Here is a 15,769-nt window from a genome sequence, read left to right on the forward strand (position 1 = left end):
CACGTCAAGAATGAAAGGTACGAATCATGAGTAGACGCACCACCGGCCTGGCCATCGAGGCCGAGGGGCTCACCCGTTCGTTCGGGGAGACCCAGGCGCTGGCCGGGATCGACCTGCAGGTGCCCGCCGGCACTGTCTACGGTCTGCTCGGCCCGAACGGGGCGGGCAAGACCACCGCCGTCCGGGTGCTCGCGACGTTGCTGCGCCCCGACGGCGGCTCGGCACGGGTCTTCGGGCACGACGTGGTCACCGATGCCGACAAGGTCCGTTCCCGGGTCAGCCTCACCGGCCAGTACGCCTCCGTCGACGAGGACCTGACCGGCACGGAGAACCTGGTGCTCCTCGCCCGTCTGCTCGGCCTGCGCAAGCCGGCCGCCCGGGAGCGCGCGGCAGCCCTGCTCGCCGCGTTCGGTCTGACCGAGGCGAGCGACCGCCAGGTGAAGAAGTATTCGGGTGGGATGCGGCGGCGCATCGACATCGCCGCGAGCATCCTCAACACACCCGACCTGCTCTTCCTCGACGAGCCGACGACCGGCCTCGACCCGCGCAGCCGTAACCAGGTGTGGGAGATCGTCCGGGCGGTGGTGTCGCACGGCACGACGGTGCTGCTGACGACGCAGTACCTCGACGAGGCCGACCAGCTCGCCGGGCGGATCGCGGTCGTCGACCACGGCCGGGTGATCGCGGAGGGCACCCCGGGCGAGCTGAAGTCGTCGGTCGGCTCCGGCACGGTCCACCTGCGACTCCGCGACCCCGGGCAGCGGCCCGAGGCGGAGAAGGTGCTCCGGGAGGCGCTCGACGTGCCGGTGCAGCTCGCCGCCGACCCGGTGGCGTTGACCGCCCGGGTCGGCGAGGCCGGCACCGACCTCGACGCCAGCGCCCAGGCCGCCCGCGCGCTCGGCGACCTGGCCCGCGCCGGCATCGTCGTCGACGACTTCTCCCTCGGTCAGCCGAGCCTGGACGAGGTCTTCCTGGCTCTGACCGACCACCCCGCCGTGCCGGCCGACGAGCGCGACGACAAGCTGGAGGCAGCGCGATGAGCAACGTCACGACCGAACGGGCGCCGTCCGTCTACGTCCCGTCCGCCGAGGCGCTGGCGACCGTGCTCGCACCCAGTGCCCGACCGCCTCGACCGAGCGCGCTGGGCGCGTCGCTCACCTTCGGCTGGCGAGCCATGCTGAAGATCAAGCACGTGCCGGAGCAGCTCTTCGACGTGACCGCGTTCCCGATCATCATGGTGCTGATGTTCACGTACCTGTTCGGCGGTGCCCTCGCCGGCAGCCCCCGTGAATACCTGCAGTTCTTCCTGCCCGGAATCATGGTGACCAGCGTCGTGATGATCACCATGTACACCGGTGTCGGCCTCAACACCGACATCGAGAAGGGCATCTTCGACCGGTTCCGTACGCTGCCCGTCTGGCGCCCCGCAGCCCTGGTCGGCATGATCTTCGGCGACGTGCTGCGCTACATCCTCGCCGCCCTGGTGATCCTGGGCCTGGGGCTGGCGCTCGGGTTCCGACCCGCTGGCGGGGTGCTCGGCGTCGCCGCCGGAATCGGGCTGCTGGTGGTCTTCTCGTTCGCGTTCTCCTGGGTGTGGACGTTCTTCGGGCTGATCCTGCGCAGCGAGAAGTCGGTGATGGGGGTCAGCATGATGGTGCTGTTCCCGCTGACGTTCCTGAGCAACGTCTTCGTCGACCCGAGCACCATGCCCGGCTGGCTCCAGGCGTTCGTGAAGGTCAACCCGGTGACGCAACTGGTCGCGGCGATCCGTGGGGCGATGAGCGGCGATTCGGACCCGTCGGCCACCATGTGGCTGCTGGTCTGGAGCGCCGGCTTCCTGGTCGTCTTCGGCACCCTGACCATGTACAGGTACAACCGCCGCTGACCCCGCAACCAGCCGCCCCCCCCCCCCCCCCCCCCCCCCCCCCCGCCCCGCCCAGCCCAGCCCCCGCCCCGCCCCTCCCCGCGATCTTGCACTTTCTGTCCCGACAAACGTCGCGATCCGCGTATATCGAGTGCCGAAAGTACAAGATCGCGGGGCGAGGCGCGCGGGGCGAGGCACGGCGCGGGGCGAGGCACGGCGCGGGGCGCGCGGGGCGAGGCACGGCGCGGGGCGCGCGGGGCGAGGCACGGCGCGGGGCGCGCGGGGCGAGGCACGGCGCGGGGCGCGCGGGGCGAGGCACGGCGCGGGGCGCGCGGGGCGAGGCACGGCGCGAGGCGCGCGGGGCGAGGCACGGCGCGAGGCGCGCGGGCACGGGTGCGTGGGCAAGCGCGTGCTGGGGTGAGCGGGGCGCGGGGGCGGGGCGTGGGGGCGGGGTTAGAGGCGCCAGGGTGGAGGGGTGCGGGGTTGATAGCGGCAGGTGGTGCCGGTCGAGACGGATTCGCGTAGGTGGCTGGCGAGCGCCGGGTGCCGCCCGTCGAGCTTGCGCAGCGTGTCCCGGATCCGCGCGGTCACCGTCTTGCGGGCCCGCTCGGCCTCGTCGCCCAGGCGGCGGCTTCGACCGGCCAGCCCCGCGGCCGCACGTAGCTCCTCCAGCAACGCACCCCGCTCGGCGTCCAACGCGGCCACCTTCCGGTCGTCGTCGCGGGCGGCGGCCCGGTCGATCTCCTCGTCGAGGCGGCCCAGGTGCCGCCGGTAGCGGGCCTTCGCCTCGTCGTCGAGGACCGGGTCGGCACCCATCCGCCGGGCGGCGACCAGCTCCGGTCCGGCAGCCGGGTCGAGCAACTCCACGGCGGGCACGTCGCTGCCCGGCCGGCTCAGCAGCAGGTGCAGGTCGTGCAGACCCTTGGCGTCGGGCAGGTGCACCACGACACCGGCGTACGTCAGTTGCCAGACCGGCCCGTCACGCCGAAACTCGTACCCCTCACTGGCTGGCGCGACCAGCGTGGCCGGACCGGACGCGAAAACCTGGCCCGGCGCGGCGTTGTCCGGCCCGACGCTCGGACCCGGCGCGGCGAGCTGGCCCGGCCCGGCGGCTGCGGCCCGCGCGACGCCCTGGCCTGGCGCGACGGCCTGGCGTGCGGTGGTGGTCGGCTCGACCGCGTCGGTGGGGGCCGGTTCGGCGAGCCGGTGCAGCACCTGCGTCATACCGAGGGCCGCTGCCTGCTGGACGGTCGTGGCACGCAGCGCAGCCAGTGTCGCGGCGTCGCCCGGCTGGCCCCGGCCGGCGAGGGCGTTCACGAGGCCGGCGCGGGCGATGAGCGACCAGGTACGGGCGCCCAGCCGGTCGGCGGACGCACGGGCGGCCGTGAAGCCGGCGATGGCGTCGTCCCAGCGTTGCTGGGCGGCGTCGATCAGTGCCAGCCAGTGGTCGACCGGGCCGCTGACGTCGCAGCCGAAGAGCGCCACCATCCACTCTCCCCGGTGCGGAGCGAGTGCGGCCCGTGCGGCATCGCAGAGCTGCGGGTCGGCGGACGCGGCGGCTGCCTGCGCGCGTAACCGTAGCCAGATCGGCGACACCGGACGCGGGTAGCGGATGGCGGCGGCCTCGATGCCGGCGGTCAGCCGGACCGCCGTCTCGCCGTCGCCCCGCTCCGCGGCGGTGATCGCCCGCAGCAACTCCTGATAGGGATAGTCGACCGGGGTCAGCTCGTCGAGCAGGGTGTCGGCCTCGGCGAACCGACCCTGCAGCAGCAACCGGGACCAGCGCAGGTGATGGCCCATGAACCCGAACTCGGCATGGCCCGGGTCGGAGAGGTCGCCGAGGACGACGAACCGCTCGTCGGCCTCGGCGAAGTCACCCCGGAAAGCCGCGATGATCCCGCTGTCGATGGCCGCCGCCATGCCGTGCCGGGTGATGTCGCCGTGCCGGTCCGCGTTGACGAAGGTGGCGAACTCCTCGTTGAAGTGCGGGTCGCCCAACTCCAGTAGCGCCACCCAGCGCAGCGAGGTGGCCCACAGCTCGGTCTCCCGGTCTCCCGTGCGGCGGGCCACCTCCCGGATCTCGGCGGTCAGCGCGGCGCGGGCCGCCGCGGTGCCCAACCCCCAGGTGGTGTCGTGGCGGGCCCAGAGGCTGAACGTCAGCGCCTCGTCGTCCTGCCCTCGACGGGCGATCGTCTCGGTGACGGTGATCAGGTCGGCGACCAGCGCGCCGACCGACGCGGCGGCGTCCGGTTCGCCGATCAGTTTCCGGTACGCGTCGCGCACCAGCTCAGCCGCGTCGATCGAGTGAGCGGTCTCCACCTGACGGGCGCGGTTCACGATCAGGGCTACGCGGGCCAGCAACACCGGGTCGTCGAGTGTGCGAGCCAACGCCCCGGCCTCGGCGAACAGTGCGGCGGACTCCTCCCGGCCGGCGTGGTGATATTGCCCCTCGCCGAACTCGACGAGGATCCGCACGCGTTGCTCCGGGTCCTCGACGACCTCCAGCGCCCGACGGAAGTGCACCGACGCCTCGTCGGCGGCCAGCCGGACGAACGCGTCCCGCCCGGCGGCGACCAGCAGCGTGGCAACCCGCGCGCGGTCGAGTGCGGGGCCGGCGAGGTAGGCGTGGCGGGCGAGGTCGGCCGGGATCAGCTGATCGGTGAGCTCCCGCAGGTCGTCGACCGCCCGGACGACCGCGCCGTGCCGCGCCTGCCGCTCGTCGTGGGACAGCCCGTCGTAGAGGGTCTCCCGGACCAGGTCGTGGGCGAAGGCGAACCGGCCGCCGCCCCGGGCGACCACCAGTCGGGCGGTCACCGCACGGTCGAGCAGCCGGTCGACCTGCGCCACCGGGGCGGCGCCGCAGGCCGCCAGGACCTGGCGGTGGAACTCGCGGCCCAGCACGGCCGCGACGGTGAGCGCCTCGACCACGGCCGGCGGCAACTGGGCCAGGCGGCGGCGCACCGCTTCCCGTACGCCGGGTGCGATCGTGCCGGCCGCGTCGTCGGCGTGCCACAGCCGGGCGGTCTGCTCGATGAAGAACGGGTTGCCCCCGGTGCGCCGGTGCACCTCGTCGACGAGGTCGGCGTCGGGTTCCCGCCCGGCGGTGCGTGCCATCAGCGCGGCCACCTCGTCGCGGGAGAGACCGGTGAGGGTGATGGTGGTGGCCTTCGCGACCAGCGGCATCAGCAGGGGGCGCAGCGGGTGCTCGCCCGACTCGACCTCGGCGTCGCGGTAGGTGCCGACCAGCAGCAACCGCTCGAACCAGGTGTGCTGGGCGGCGAAGCTCAGCAACCGCAGTGAGGCCGGGTCGGCCCAGTGCAGGTCGTCGAGGACGACCACGACCGGCCGCTGCTGGGAGACCGCGACCAGCGCGGCGGTCACCGCGTCATACAGCGCGAACGCCTCCTGGTCGGCGGTGTCCGTGTCGACGCCGACCCAGCTGGTGAGCCGCTCGGCCTGCTGCTTGCTGGCGTCGGTCTCGCCGAGCAGGGCCGCGAGGGCCGGCTCGGCGTCCGGCCGCGCCACCGCCCAGTCGTCGGCGGAGCGCCGCAGGCCGCGCAGCACCTGCACCCACGGCCAGTAGCCGGGGGCGCTGTCGGAATCCCAGCAGGCGGCACCGAGCACCAGCGCGCCGCGTTGCCGGGCCTCCCGGGCGGCCGACGTGACGAGGGTCGTCTTGCCGATGCCCGGCTCGCCGGTGACCAGGACCAGGCCGCCGTGGCTGGTGGTGGCGCGGTCGAGCTCAGCGCGCAGCAGACCCGCGGGGTGATCCCGCCCGATGATGGCGTCGCCGCGCCGCGCGTCCATGGTTTCCAGACGGTACTTGAAGCGTCCGACACCGCGGGCGAATTGTTCGGGGTGCCTGCTCACGCATCAGACCTCAACATTACCCAAACTTCCCGATCCGGCTAAAGTAGGGAGCGATGAAGGAAGACATGTACTCAGTTGAGCAGGTCGCCGATCGACTCGGGCTGCACGTGCGAACGGTGCGCGGCTACATCCGCTCCGGCCGGCTGAGGGCGGTGCGGATCGGCAAGCAGTATCGGATCGCCGGCAGCGATCTCGACGCGCTCACCGGCCAGGCCTCGGCCGCCACCACCGTCATTGGTCAGGCGGAGGTGTCGAGCATCGTGCAGATCGACGGCGTCGACCGGGCCGCCGCGGACCGGCTCGGGACGCTCATGCTCGCCAGCGCCAACACCAGCCACGACCAGGCCAACCCGCTGCGGGTGCAGACCGTGTACGACGAGCAACGCCACCGCATGAAGATCATCATCCTGGGTGATCCCGCCTCCACCGCCGAGCTGCTGCACCTGCTCGACGCCGTCCTCAACGCCGACAACGGCCTGCTCGACCGGGAGGTCCACGATGCCTGACGAAATCCAGGAACGCGCCGGGGTGCAGGTGCTGGTCTGCGACCCGGCGGGCCCGACGGTGGCCACCGAGCAGGACGCGCTGGACCTGGTCGGCGCGGCGTTCCTCGGCGCCCAGGTGGTCGCCGTGCCGGCCAACCGACTCGACGAACGCTTCTTCTCGCTGGGCACCCGCTTCGCGGGCGACGTGATGCAGAAGTTCGTCAACTACCGGCTGCGGCTGGCCGTCGTCGGCGACATCTCGGCGCAGCTCGCGGAGAGTTCCGCGTTGCGCGCCCTGGTGCAGGAGTCGAACCAGGGCGGCCACATCTGGTTCCTCCCGGACCTCGACGCCCTCGACGCTCGCCTCCGCGCCGCGCAGTAGCCAGCTCAACGGTTGTGGGCGACCGCCATCTCCACTGCGTCCGGCTCTACTCCCCGGACCCGAGCCTGCTCGGCCGCCCAGCGCAGATAGGCCAGCCACTCCTCGGGTGACCACCCGTTTCGCCGACCGACACCGGCCTCGACGGGGAGTTGGCTGGCCACGACGCGGTCGAGGATCAGGGGCTGCACGCCGCCCACGCCTCGCCGATAGCCGACGAAGTAGAGGACCTTCGTGAACAGGCCCGGCCCCAACCACGGCAGGCGAGCCTGGTCGGGGTCGCGGAAACGCTGGTACGCCGTGCGCAGCACCTCCTCGTCGGGTGCCGACGCGGTCAGCTCCTCCAGCGCGTACGCCAGGCGTTTGCCGTCCGGATCGGCGCCCAGCGACTTTGTGGCACGCCACGGGCCGTACCCGATGGGGCCGTAACCCCAGACCAGCACGGCCGTCAGCAGTTGTCGTGGGCTCACGGAACCGGCCCGGTACGCGTCGGCCACCGCGAAGACGTCGCGCCGCCAGATCTCGCCGCTCGCTGGCAGGGGGTCGGGCCAGGCGTCCGGCGGCACCCCCGCTCGCCACCGGCTGATGTTCACGGTGACCGCGGCCCGCTCACCCGGTAACACCACAACGTCGGTCATGATCGCCTCCCTCGGAACCTGTCCTCCGTCCGGACGCTACGACCGAGGCAGTCCCGCCAGCCGTCCGCTGACGCCATATCGCGGTATCGACCGCTCACCTGTCCCGGCGTGTCCGTGGCGTTGCTCGGTCGGCGAGTCGTCCGCATCAGCCAACGCAAATACAGGCAGGCTGTTCGGCATGGGGCCAGAAATCGTCATCGCGGTGGTGTCCGCGGCTGTGGCGCTGATCAGCGTGGCGGTGACCTACCGGACCGCTCTCGTCACCCACCGCCTGCAGGTCGAGGCGCGCAACCGAGAAAAGGTGGAAGTCGCGGAGGACCTGTTCCGTCGTTACCGGGTGCCACTGCTGGCGTCCGCTGACTCGCTGCAAGATCGGCTGCACAATGTGCTCAGCCGAAACTTCCTGCGCACGTACCTGCATTCCGCCGACAACGAGAACCAGCACTATGTCCGCCACAACACTGTGTACGTCCTCGCCGAGCACCTGGCCTGGCTGGAGGTGCTCCGCCGGGAACAGCGCTTCCTCGACCTTGACTCGGTGAAGAGCACCAAGGAGCTGTTCACCGCGATCCAGCGGATTCATCATTCCCTGGCCACCGACGGACTGCCCGGACCGTTCCGCGTGTTCAGGGGGCACCAGCGCGCCATCGGCGAGATCATGCTGCACCGGGTCGAGTCGTCCGAGGGCCCGGTGACGGACGTGCTGGGATACGCGGCCTTCTGCCACCGCCTCGAAACCGACCCGGGGTTCGCCTCCTGGTTCACCCGCCTCCTCGCGGAGGTGGACGACGTAGAAGCACGAGGCCGCCGGGGGAATGAGCGGCTGGTGCTCCTGCAGAACGCCCTCGTCGAACTCATCGAGCTGCTCGATCCCGAGGGCGAATGGCTCCCGGTGGAGCACCGCGAGCGGTTGCCCAGGGCGGAACTGATTCTGCCCACGTCCCGCACACCCAACGGGTGACAGCCCCGATCGGCAGGGCACGGTCACGATGGGCCAGCGGTGTGGCCGCCCAGCACGGAAGCGGGACGGCCACGCCACATCAGCGTTACGCCGTAGCGCAGATGGCGTATGCCGTGTCGGACCAGTTGCCGGCGAAGGCGTCCTCCTCGTAGGCACCCGTGTCGACGGTGGTCGGAGCGGTCGCGGGACCGCCGTTGGGGCGGAAGTCGTCCACGATGCCCTCACCGGTGACACCGTTCAGCTCGTAGCCGGCGCCGGTCAGCACCTTGCCGGCCGGGCAGCCTGCGACGACACTGCGGAAGTCGAGGGAGTTACTGGCGCCCGTGGTGGACGCCCGCACCAGACCCGGCAGCGGGTTGGCGCAGATCGCGTACGCGGTCGCGGACCAGCTCAGGGCAGTGGCATCCGACTCGTAGGCACCGACGGTGACGGCGGTCGGTGCCGCGGCCACACCGCCGTTGGGGCGGAAGTCGTCGACGACGCCCTCACCGGTGACACCGTTGAGCTCGTAACCCGTACCGGTCAGGACCTTGCCGACCGGGCAGGTCGCGGTGGCGGAGTGGAAGTCGGCCGAGTCGCTGACGCTGACCGCGGAGACCCGCACCAGGCCGGGCAGTGGGTTGGCACAGATCGCGTACGCCGTCACCGACCAGTTGCCCGCGAACGCCTCCGTCTCGTAGGCGCCCACCGTGACGGCCGTCGGCGGGGCGGCCGGGCCGCCATTGGGGCGCAGATCGTCGACGATGCCCTCACCGGTGACGCCGTTCAGTTCGTAACCCGTGCCGGTCAGGACCTTGCCGGCTGGGCAGGTCGCGGTGGCGCTGTGGAAGTCGGCCGAGTTGCTGACGCTGACCGCAGCGATCCGCACCAGGCCGGGGACCGCGGCGGACGCCGGGCTCGCCGGGGCGATCACCGCCCCGGCCGCGACGAGACCGAGCACGAGTACGGACGCTCGCGCGCCGAACCGCCGGGCTTGTTTCGTGGTACGCATGGTGTTTCTCCCGTCTGAGGCCTGGCCGGCGGCTGTGTGTTGGCACCGACCCCAAGGCCAATCGTGATGACGGGTTCACGGTAGGTAGTCACCTGACCAGGCATTATCCCCAAACCGACTACGTCGCGTAACGGACCATGTGGCCGGGGCGAGCCGCGTCGGGCCGGTCATGCCCCGACGAGCGATATACCTGTGCGTCATAGTTATGACCCAGAGGTATATCGCTCTTCGAGCCATCAGGGGCGACCGCCTTGGGATTCGTTCAACCACCGCCCGGCCGCTCTGCGGGCAGGTGAATGCACGCGGCGGGAATGCCGAGAGCCAGCAACCCTGGCCGTGCGGCGGCCAGCATCGCGAGTGGGCCGCAGGGGTAGATGTCCTGGCCGGGCTGGTGGTGGTCGAGTGCGATGGTTCGACGAGGGCGCGCAGCGGCGCCAGACCGGTGCCACCCGCGACGAGCAGCAGATCGTCGGTGCGCGCCGGGTCGAGACTGAAGCCGGTGTTGCCGGGTGGGCCGAGCCAAAGCAGCTCGCCGGGGCGTACCTCATGGACCGGCGGTGGGAGACGGTGCCGGCGGGTACGGCGCGGACGTGCAGCTCGACGGTGCCGTCGGCGCGTGGGGCGTTGGCCGGCGAGAGCCAGCGCCAGTGCCCCGGCAGGCGCGGTGTGCAGACCGGAACGGCCTGGCCTGGCTGGTGGGGCAGTCGCCGCCAGGGACATACCGTGATCGGTATGCGCTCGACTCGGCATCGGTCGTATCGGGCAGACTGCGGGCATGACGGAACGCCCGGTGCTGTATCTGGTCGTCTGCGCCGCGGGTCCGGCGGAGCACATCGACGAGCTGGTCGACCTGCTGCTCGCCGACGGGTGGCAGGTGTGCATGATCGTCAGCCCGACCGCCGCGCCATGGCTCGACCGGGCGGCGTTGCAAGACAAGACCGGCTATCTCGTACGCGTCGAGTGGCGGATGCCCGGCGACCCCGAACCGCACCCGCCGGCCGATGTGGTCCTGGCCGCGCCGGTCACGTTCAACACGGTGACGAAGTGGGCGCTGGGCATCAACGACACTCTGGCGCTCGGCGTCCTCAACGAATCGCTGGGCGCGGGCCTCCCGATCCTTGCGTTCCCGCACGTCAAGGCAGAGCTGGCCGCGCATCCGGCGTATACGGATCATCTGGCGGTGCTGCGCGCTGCCGGCGTTGTCCTGGCTGCCGGAAACCCGCTGAACCCTACGAACGGGCCGGGACGGTGGAACGTGGTCATTGAGGCGCTGCGTTCGGCTCACCGCTCCTGAACGAGTTCCCGCCGCCGCTGCCTAGCCGATTAGAACGGCGCCAGCGAACCAGCCGTCAGCCTGGTTGAGGCGTACCGCCTCCCGCACCCTGTCGCAGATCCGACAGCCGACACATGCGTTGCGCGGGGGGCACCGCAGCGACACGATGCCGGCTACCTTTCCCGGATGACGGATCTTGAGCGGGGTGTCTACGAGCACCTGATCACCCGTGATCTCGCCACCCGCCTTCAGCGCGTCGACCCCGCTCTGGTCCAGCACCACAAGCTCGACTCCGCCGACGCGCACCACACCCTCGCCCGTCACATCGCCACGCTGGCCGCCCGCGCCCTCCAAGCCGTTTCCAGTGGCGACGACAAGCTCCACCGCCAGGTCGAAATGGCGAACCAGATCGCCGAAGCAATCGCCGCGCTAAGTCCAAAGGCAGCGACCGAGCAGGACCAGGTAACCGACGCCAAGCACCTGCTCCACGCCATCGCCGCCCCGCCAATCCCACCGGCCCTGCCAGCCTTTCCGCAGCGCCCGACCACCCCGCTCTCCACCGGCGCGCTGCTGGTGAATGGCCGTCACCAGCCCCGCATCGGCCACGAGGTCAACCACGAGATGGCGTCGGCCGAAAGCGTCGACCTGCTCTGCGCGTTCATCAAGTGGTACGGCCTGCGCATCGTCGAGCCGGCCATCCGCGAGCTGATCGCCCGAGGCGGCAAGGTCCGCGTCATCACCACGACCTACCTCGGCGCCACCGATCAACGAGCGCTCGATCGGCTCGCCGAGCTGGGCGCAGAGGTCAAGGTGTCGTACGAGACGAGGACCACCCGCCTGCACGCCAAGGCGTGGCTGTTCCGCCGGGCCAACGGCACCACCACCGCGTACGTCGGCTCATCGAACCTGTCGAAGACCGCGCTGGTGGATGGCGTGGAGTGGAACGTCCGCATCTCGAACCTGGAGCAGCCGCACGTCATCGACACGTTCACGGCGACGTTCGAGGACTACTGGAACGATCCGGCGTTCGAGGCGTACGACGCGGCCCGGGACGCCGAGCGGCTACGGCACGCGTTGAGCGGGGAGAGCCGCGACCAGACGCCGACCGAAATCTCGAACCTGGACGTGCGTCCGTACCCGTATCAGGCGGAGATCCTGGCCGATCTGGACGCCGAACGGCTGGTGCACGGGCGCTGGCGCAACCTCGTGGTGATGGCGACCGGCACCGGCAAGACCGTGGTCGCCGCCCTCGACTACCGGCGGCTGCACCGCAGCAAGAGGGTGGATTCGCTGCTCTTCGTCGCCCATCAGGAGCAGATCCTGCGGCAGAGCCTGTCGACGTTCCGGCAGGTCATGGGGGACGGCAGTTTCGGCGAAACCCTCGTCGCGGGCGAGAAGCCGAACGGCTGGAAGCACGTCTTCGCCTCCATCCAGTCGCTGCACCGGCGGGAAATCGACCCCGAGGCGTACGACATGGTGATCGTGGACGAGTTCCACCATGCCGAAGCGCCCACGTACGCGCGGCTGTTGGAGCGGCTGCGTCCCCGCGTACTCCTGGGGCTGACGGCGACCCCCGACCGGGCCGACGGCGGCGACGTGCGCCGGTGGTTCGACGGACGCGCGGCCGTTGAGCTGCACCTGTGGGAGGCGTTGGAGCGGCAGTTGTTGGCGCCGTTCCAGTATTTCGGGCTGCACGACGACGTGGACCTGTCGCACGTCACCTGGAAGCGTGGGCAGGGCTACGACCCGACGCAGTTGAACACCATCTACACCGGCAACGATGCCCGGGCGCGGACGGTGCTGCGGGCGGTCCGCGACAAGGTGGACGTCGGGCGGATGCGGGCACTCGGGTTCTGCGTGAGCATCGGGCACGCCGAGTTCATGGCCGCCTGGTTCAGTGCGCGCGGCGTACCGTCGGCGGCAGTGACCTCGAAGGCCGGCACCGACCGAGCGGGGATGCTGCGGGACTTCAAAGCCGGCAAGCTGCGGGTGCTCTTCACCGTGGACCTGTTCAACGAGGGCGTCGACCTGCCGATGGTCGACACGATCCTGATGCTGCGGCCCACCGAGAGCGCCACGATCTTCCTGCAACAGCTCGGCCGTGGCCTGCGCCTCGACGACGACAAACCCTGCCTCACGGTGCTCGACTTCATCGGTGGGCAGAATGCCAACTTCCGCTTCGACCTGCGGTGGCGTGCGCTGACCGGGGTCAGTCGGCGGGCGATCACCGAGGCAGTCCGCGACGACTTCCCGAGCCTGCCGAGTGGCTGCCACGTCGAGTTGGACCGAGTGGCGAAGGAGGTCGTGCTCGCCAACCTGCGATCGGCGCTGCCCACCTCGAAGACCGGCCTGGTGTCCGAGCTACGGCAGCTCGGCGACGTCAGCCTGGCGACGTTTCTGCGCGAGACCGGCCTGGAGATCGAGGACGTGTACCGGTCGGCCAGCATCGGCGGCTGGACCGGCCTGCGGCGGCTCGCCGGCATCGAGACGTCCGCGCCCGGCCCGGACGATCGCGAGCTGGGCCGGGCCATCGGTCGCATGCTGCACACCGACGACGTCGACCGGCTGGAGCTGCTGACCCGGGTCGCGGCCGGACCGCCCGCGCCAGGTCAGCCGGTGTACGCGGGCAACGGTCGACTGCTGGACATGCTGCACTTCAGCCTCTGGGGGCCGAACGCACCCCTGGCGACCCGCGACGAGCGGCTGACCCGGCTGTGGAAGGAGCCGGCGCGCTGCACCGAGCTGCGGCAGGTCGCCGAGGTGCTGCGGGACCGCATCCACCGGGTCACGCCGACCGCTGCCCCGGGTGCGGTGCCGTTGCGGGTACACGCCCGGTACAGCCGCAACGAGGCATGCGCCGCCTTCGGCATGACCAACCCGGGGTCGCTGCGTGAGGGGGTGAAGTGGCTGCCCGATGCCCAGGCGGACCTGTTCTTCGTCACGCTGGTCAAGTCGGAGGCGCACTACTCCCCCACCACCATGTACGCGGACCGAGCCATCACCGACACCCTGTTCCAGTGGGAGTCGCAGAGCACCACCTCGTCGGCATCGACGACTGGGCAGCGCTACACGTCGGGCGGCTCGACGGTGCACCTCTTCGTGCGGGAGACCCGGATCGCCGACCGCGACCTCGGCGCACCGCCGTACCTCTACGCCGGCACCATGACGTACGACTCGCACACCGGCGACCGACCCATGCGGGTTCTCTGGCAGCTCCGCCACGCCCTACCCGCCGACGTGTACGCCACCGCCCGCACGATCGCCGCCTAGCCTGAACCGGTCAGGCGGCGTCGGCGTTCGGCGTGAACCTGACGTCCAGTCTCCTGTCCAGGGCGCGAGCGAGGCGTTCCAAAACCGGCAGAGTCGGCACGGTCCCACCTGCCTCGAAACGGGCAACCGCGGACTGAGTCATGCCGGCGGCGCGCGCCAACTGGCTCTGACTCCAGCCGTGCCCCTCACGCAGGTGGCGCACCTCCCGACCGAGCTCGAAGGCGATCCGGGTGGCCTCGTAGGTTTCGGCCGCCCCTGGCTCCGCCATCCGGCGCTCACGCAGGTCGTTCCAGTCCAGGCGATCACTCATCGCTCTGCCCCCTCGTTCACAATGTGCCGCTCCGCTACGCACCGTTCAAATGCGCGGCGAGCTCGCTCGACTTCTCGGTCCTCCCGCATCCGCGTCTTGCGGAACACCGTGAGCAGGATGATCCTCCGGTCGGAGGCTATCCAGTACGTCACGCGCACTGCCTCGCGTAGTCCCTCCAGCCAGGTTCGGACCTCTGGTTCCAGCTCCACGCTACCCCAACCCATAGCATCGATGCTATGGGCTGATGGTTATCCACGAACTTCATTCGAGGGCATGTCGCCAAACAACTTCAGCTCCAACCCGTAGTGAGCGCTCGTGGACCAGACGTCACGCCCTACCCGCCGCCGCTCGCATAATTGCCGCTTAAGCCGACAGTGTGAAGCAGCGGCCGGATCGCCGAACTGGGAAGACACGAGTGCAGCAAGCGGTCAGCACGGGCAGCACCGGAGCGGGTTGCGCGCTGGGCATTTCGGGGAAGGGAGTAATTCGGACCCGCAACCTCCTCATTAGACGGAGATCGACATGCTGGAGAACCTTGCCGTGGTCGGCGGCCCGAAGACGCCTGTCGCCACACCGGTGCTGATCGGCTTCTTCGCCCTCGTCGTGGTCGCCATCGTCGTCATCCTGATCCTGCGCTCGCGCAGCAAGTAGCACGGCTCGGATGATCAGCGCATAGCACCGCTCAAGCTCGCGCGTGAGGCTTCTTCCAACCGATTCTCAACGACCACCGGATGGCGATCGCGGCACCGCAACCGGCCAAGCAGGTCCCGCCGTGAACCGCGACAATGTCCGTGTGCCTTACTCAGAGGCTTGGTGGGTTGGCCTAGATCCGCAGCTACAGGATCGGATCGATGAGTTGCTCTGCGTGGATCGGCTGGTCGCGGCTGTCGTGCTGTTGCGCCGAGAGGGGCAACTGCACCCGTTGCCCGGGCTCTACGAGGCGCAGGACATGCTGATGAGGCGCCGCCGCGAGCTTGACAGCCAGGGCCTTGTCGCGCCGAAAGCGCCGCCGCTCACGACCGCAGAACTGATCGAACTGGCGGTCGCCGTAACCGCACCGGTCGTTGCTGTGGAGGCGGTTTGGAACGGCGATACTCAGGGCTGGTTCGTCGACCTGGTGGCGATCGTGCAACGGGTGGGGCAGCACCACGACGAGTACGACGAGGTGTCGTTGACATGCCTTTCCTTCGGCACCGATGTGCGCCTGTTCACTGGCGAAGTGCCTCTCTGGCCGGAGGCAGTGCAGGCGACCGAGCAGGGCCGAGCCGTCGCTCAGCATCTCGGCGTGCCGTTCCACTTCAGCAGCCCGACGGCACCGGACGAGGACCTGTCTCGCTGGTGGGACTCGCAGCCTCACCGTGAGGCCACGCGTCGGTGATCACGCGTTAGGTTGAGGGCATGGAGCAGCGGATCAGCCTGGTGGGTGGTTCAGCGGCCCGGACAGCGGACCCCTGGTGGGGAACCTCGACGGGGCCCGCGGCGGGTACGCCTCGCAGTGTTCGGCCCACTGCTCGGCGGCGTTGACGAGGGCGTCGTGTTGGTGGGCTTGACGTCGGAGTCGCCGTCGGCTGAGACGCGCATTCGAGCTCACGTGCGGCGTACAGGCCGTTGTTCAGGTACGCCAGGTAGGCATCGATGGATGGCTCGTCGAGCACCTTCTGCGTGGCCGCCTTCACGTTGATACCAGCGTCCGGACCACCTTGACCCGCAACATCGGTGATGTTGCTG

At 70.4% G+C, this 15,769-nt stretch carries 13 protein-coding genes; 9 read left to right on the top strand and 4 right to left on the bottom strand.

Annotation, left to right across the window (positions count from 1 at the left end; translation table 11 throughout):
* Positions 1 to 26: 26 nt before the first annotated feature.
* Together C7C45_RS15440 and C7C45_RS15445 are read left to right on the top strand one after the other, a co-directional pair.
* Entirely contained in the window at positions 27 to 1,040 is a 1,014-nt protein-coding gene (locus C7C45_RS15440; protein ID WP_110564366.1) for an ATP-binding cassette domain-containing protein, read from the top strand.
* A complete protein-coding gene (locus C7C45_RS15445) occupies positions 1,037 to 1,885 on the top strand; it encodes an ABC transporter permease (RefSeq protein WP_110564367.1) in 849 nt (282 codons plus the stop codon). Before C7C45_RS15440 ends, C7C45_RS15445 begins: the two co-directional genes overlap by 4 nt.
* A gap of 432 nt (positions 1,886 to 2,317) precedes the next feature.
* On the opposite strand, the gene C7C45_RS15455 is transcribed toward C7C45_RS15445, so the two are convergent.
* On the bottom strand, positions 2,318 to 5,671 hold the full coding sequence (locus C7C45_RS15455) for an ATP-binding protein (RefSeq protein WP_110564447.1): 3,354 nt from the start codon (positions 5,669 to 5,671) through the stop codon (positions 2,318 to 2,320).
* 116 nt (positions 5,672 to 5,787) lie between these two features.
* Here C7C45_RS15455 and C7C45_RS15460 point away from each other — a divergent pair, with 116 nt between their 5' ends.
* Both C7C45_RS15460 and C7C45_RS15465 read left to right on the top strand, forming a co-directional pair.
* The gene (locus tag C7C45_RS15460) at positions 5,788 to 6,240 is read left to right on the top strand and encodes a helix-turn-helix domain-containing protein (RefSeq protein ID WP_110564368.1); all 453 of its coding nucleotides are present in this window, start codon (positions 5,788 to 5,790) and stop codon (positions 6,238 to 6,240) included.
* Complete coding sequence (locus C7C45_RS15465) at positions 6,233 to 6,601, top strand: DUF4180 domain-containing protein (protein ID WP_110564369.1); 369 nt, start codon at positions 6,233 to 6,235, stop codon at positions 6,599 to 6,601. Before C7C45_RS15460 ends, C7C45_RS15465 begins: the two co-directional genes overlap by 8 nt.
* Before the next feature lie 5 nt (positions 6,602 to 6,606).
* On the opposite strand, the gene C7C45_RS15470 is transcribed toward C7C45_RS15465, so the two are convergent.
* The gene (locus tag C7C45_RS15470; RefSeq protein WP_110564370.1) at positions 6,607 to 7,236 is read right to left on the bottom strand and encodes an 8-oxoguanine DNA glycosylase OGG fold protein; all 630 of its coding nucleotides are present in this window, start codon (positions 7,234 to 7,236) and stop codon (positions 6,607 to 6,609) included.
* Between the two features lie 178 nt (positions 7,237 to 7,414).
* On the opposite strand from C7C45_RS15470, the gene C7C45_RS15475 reads away from it, so the two are divergent.
* Positions 7,415 to 8,197, top strand: coding sequence for a hypothetical protein (locus tag C7C45_RS15475; protein WP_110564371.1), 783 nt, complete (start codon positions 7,415 to 7,417; stop codon positions 8,195 to 8,197).
* An 85-nt stretch (positions 8,198 to 8,282) separates the two neighbouring features.
* On the opposite strand, the gene C7C45_RS15480 is transcribed toward C7C45_RS15475, so the two are convergent.
* Positions 8,283 to 9,188 carry a hypothetical protein gene (locus tag C7C45_RS15480; RefSeq protein ID WP_110564372.1) on the bottom strand — a complete coding sequence of 302 codons (906 nt, stop codon included), beginning with the start codon at positions 9,186 to 9,188 and terminating at the stop codon, positions 8,283 to 8,285.
* Positions 9,189 to 9,963: 775 nt separating this feature from the next.
* Between C7C45_RS15480 and C7C45_RS15490 the strand changes: the two genes are divergently transcribed.
* Complete coding sequence (locus C7C45_RS15490) at positions 9,964 to 10,482, top strand: flavoprotein (RefSeq protein WP_110564373.1); 519 nt, start codon at positions 9,964 to 9,966, stop codon at positions 10,480 to 10,482.
* Positions 10,483 to 10,647: 165 nt separating this feature from the next.
* Positions 10,648 to 13,731, top strand: coding sequence for a DUF3427 domain-containing protein (locus C7C45_RS15495; RefSeq protein WP_110564374.1), 3,084 nt, complete (start codon positions 10,648 to 10,650; stop codon positions 13,729 to 13,731).
* Between the two features lie 10 nt (positions 13,732 to 13,741).
* Here C7C45_RS15495 and C7C45_RS15500 read toward each other — a convergent pair whose 3' ends face one another.
* Entirely contained in the window at positions 13,742 to 14,041 is a 300-nt protein-coding gene (locus C7C45_RS15500; protein ID WP_110564375.1) for a helix-turn-helix domain-containing protein, read from the bottom strand.
* Positions 14,042 to 14,563: 522 nt separating this feature from the next.
* Here C7C45_RS15500 and C7C45_RS35530 point away from each other — a divergent pair.
* Together C7C45_RS35530 and C7C45_RS15510 are read left to right on the top strand one after the other, a co-directional pair.
* Positions 14,564 to 14,692, top strand: a complete 129-nt coding sequence (locus C7C45_RS35530; protein ID WP_280101377.1) for a hypothetical protein — start codon at positions 14,564 to 14,566, stop codon at positions 14,690 to 14,692.
* 121 nt (positions 14,693 to 14,813) lie between these two features.
* Positions 14,814 to 15,419 (top strand): hypothetical protein, encoded by a 606-nt coding sequence (locus tag C7C45_RS15510; RefSeq protein WP_146247324.1) that lies wholly within the window; start codon positions 14,814 to 14,816, stop codon positions 15,417 to 15,419.
* The last annotated feature ends 350 nt before the right edge of the window (positions 15,420 to 15,769 follow it).

The sequence above is a fragment of the Micromonospora arborensis genome (assembly GCF_003205615.1).
GTDB lineage: Bacteria > Actinomycetota > Actinomycetes > Mycobacteriales > Micromonosporaceae > Micromonospora > Micromonospora arborensis.

What these genes read in the sequence shown, in the direction of transcription:
- C7C45_RS15440 (WP_110564366.1), top strand. Translation starts at nt 27, where the DNA reads ATGAGTAGACGCACCACCGGCCTGGCCATCGAGGCCGAGGGGCTCACC.
- C7C45_RS15445 (WP_110564367.1), top strand. Translation starts at nt 1,037, where the DNA reads ATGAGCAACGTCACGACCGAACGGGCGCCGTCCGTCTACGTCCCGTCC.
- C7C45_RS15455 (WP_110564447.1), bottom strand. Translation starts at nt 5,671, where the DNA reads ATGGACGCGCGGCGCGGCGACGCCATCATCGGGCGGGATCACCCCGCG.
- C7C45_RS15460 (WP_110564368.1), top strand. Translation starts at nt 5,788, where the DNA reads ATGAAGGAAGACATGTACTCAGTTGAGCAGGTCGCCGATCGACTCGGG.
- C7C45_RS15465 (WP_110564369.1), top strand. Translation starts at nt 6,233, where the DNA reads ATGCCTGACGAAATCCAGGAACGCGCCGGGGTGCAGGTGCTGGTCTGC.
- C7C45_RS15470 (WP_110564370.1), bottom strand. Translation starts at nt 7,236, where the DNA reads ATGACCGACGTTGTGGTGTTACCGGGTGAGCGGGCCGCGGTCACCGTG.
- C7C45_RS15475 (WP_110564371.1), top strand. Translation starts at nt 7,415, where the DNA reads ATGGGGCCAGAAATCGTCATCGCGGTGGTGTCCGCGGCTGTGGCGCTG.
- C7C45_RS15480 (WP_110564372.1), bottom strand. Translation starts at nt 9,188, where the DNA reads ATGCGTACCACGAAACAAGCCCGGCGGTTCGGCGCGCGAGCGTCCGTA.
- C7C45_RS15490 (WP_110564373.1), top strand. Translation starts at nt 9,964, where the DNA reads ATGACGGAACGCCCGGTGCTGTATCTGGTCGTCTGCGCCGCGGGTCCG.
- C7C45_RS15495 (WP_110564374.1), top strand. Translation starts at nt 10,648, where the DNA reads ATGACGGATCTTGAGCGGGGTGTCTACGAGCACCTGATCACCCGTGAT.
- C7C45_RS15500 (WP_110564375.1), bottom strand. Translation starts at nt 14,041, where the DNA reads ATGAGTGATCGCCTGGACTGGAACGACCTGCGTGAGCGCCGGATGGCG.
- C7C45_RS35530 (WP_280101377.1), top strand. Translation starts at nt 14,564, where the DNA reads ATGCTGGAGAACCTTGCCGTGGTCGGCGGCCCGAAGACGCCTGTCGCC.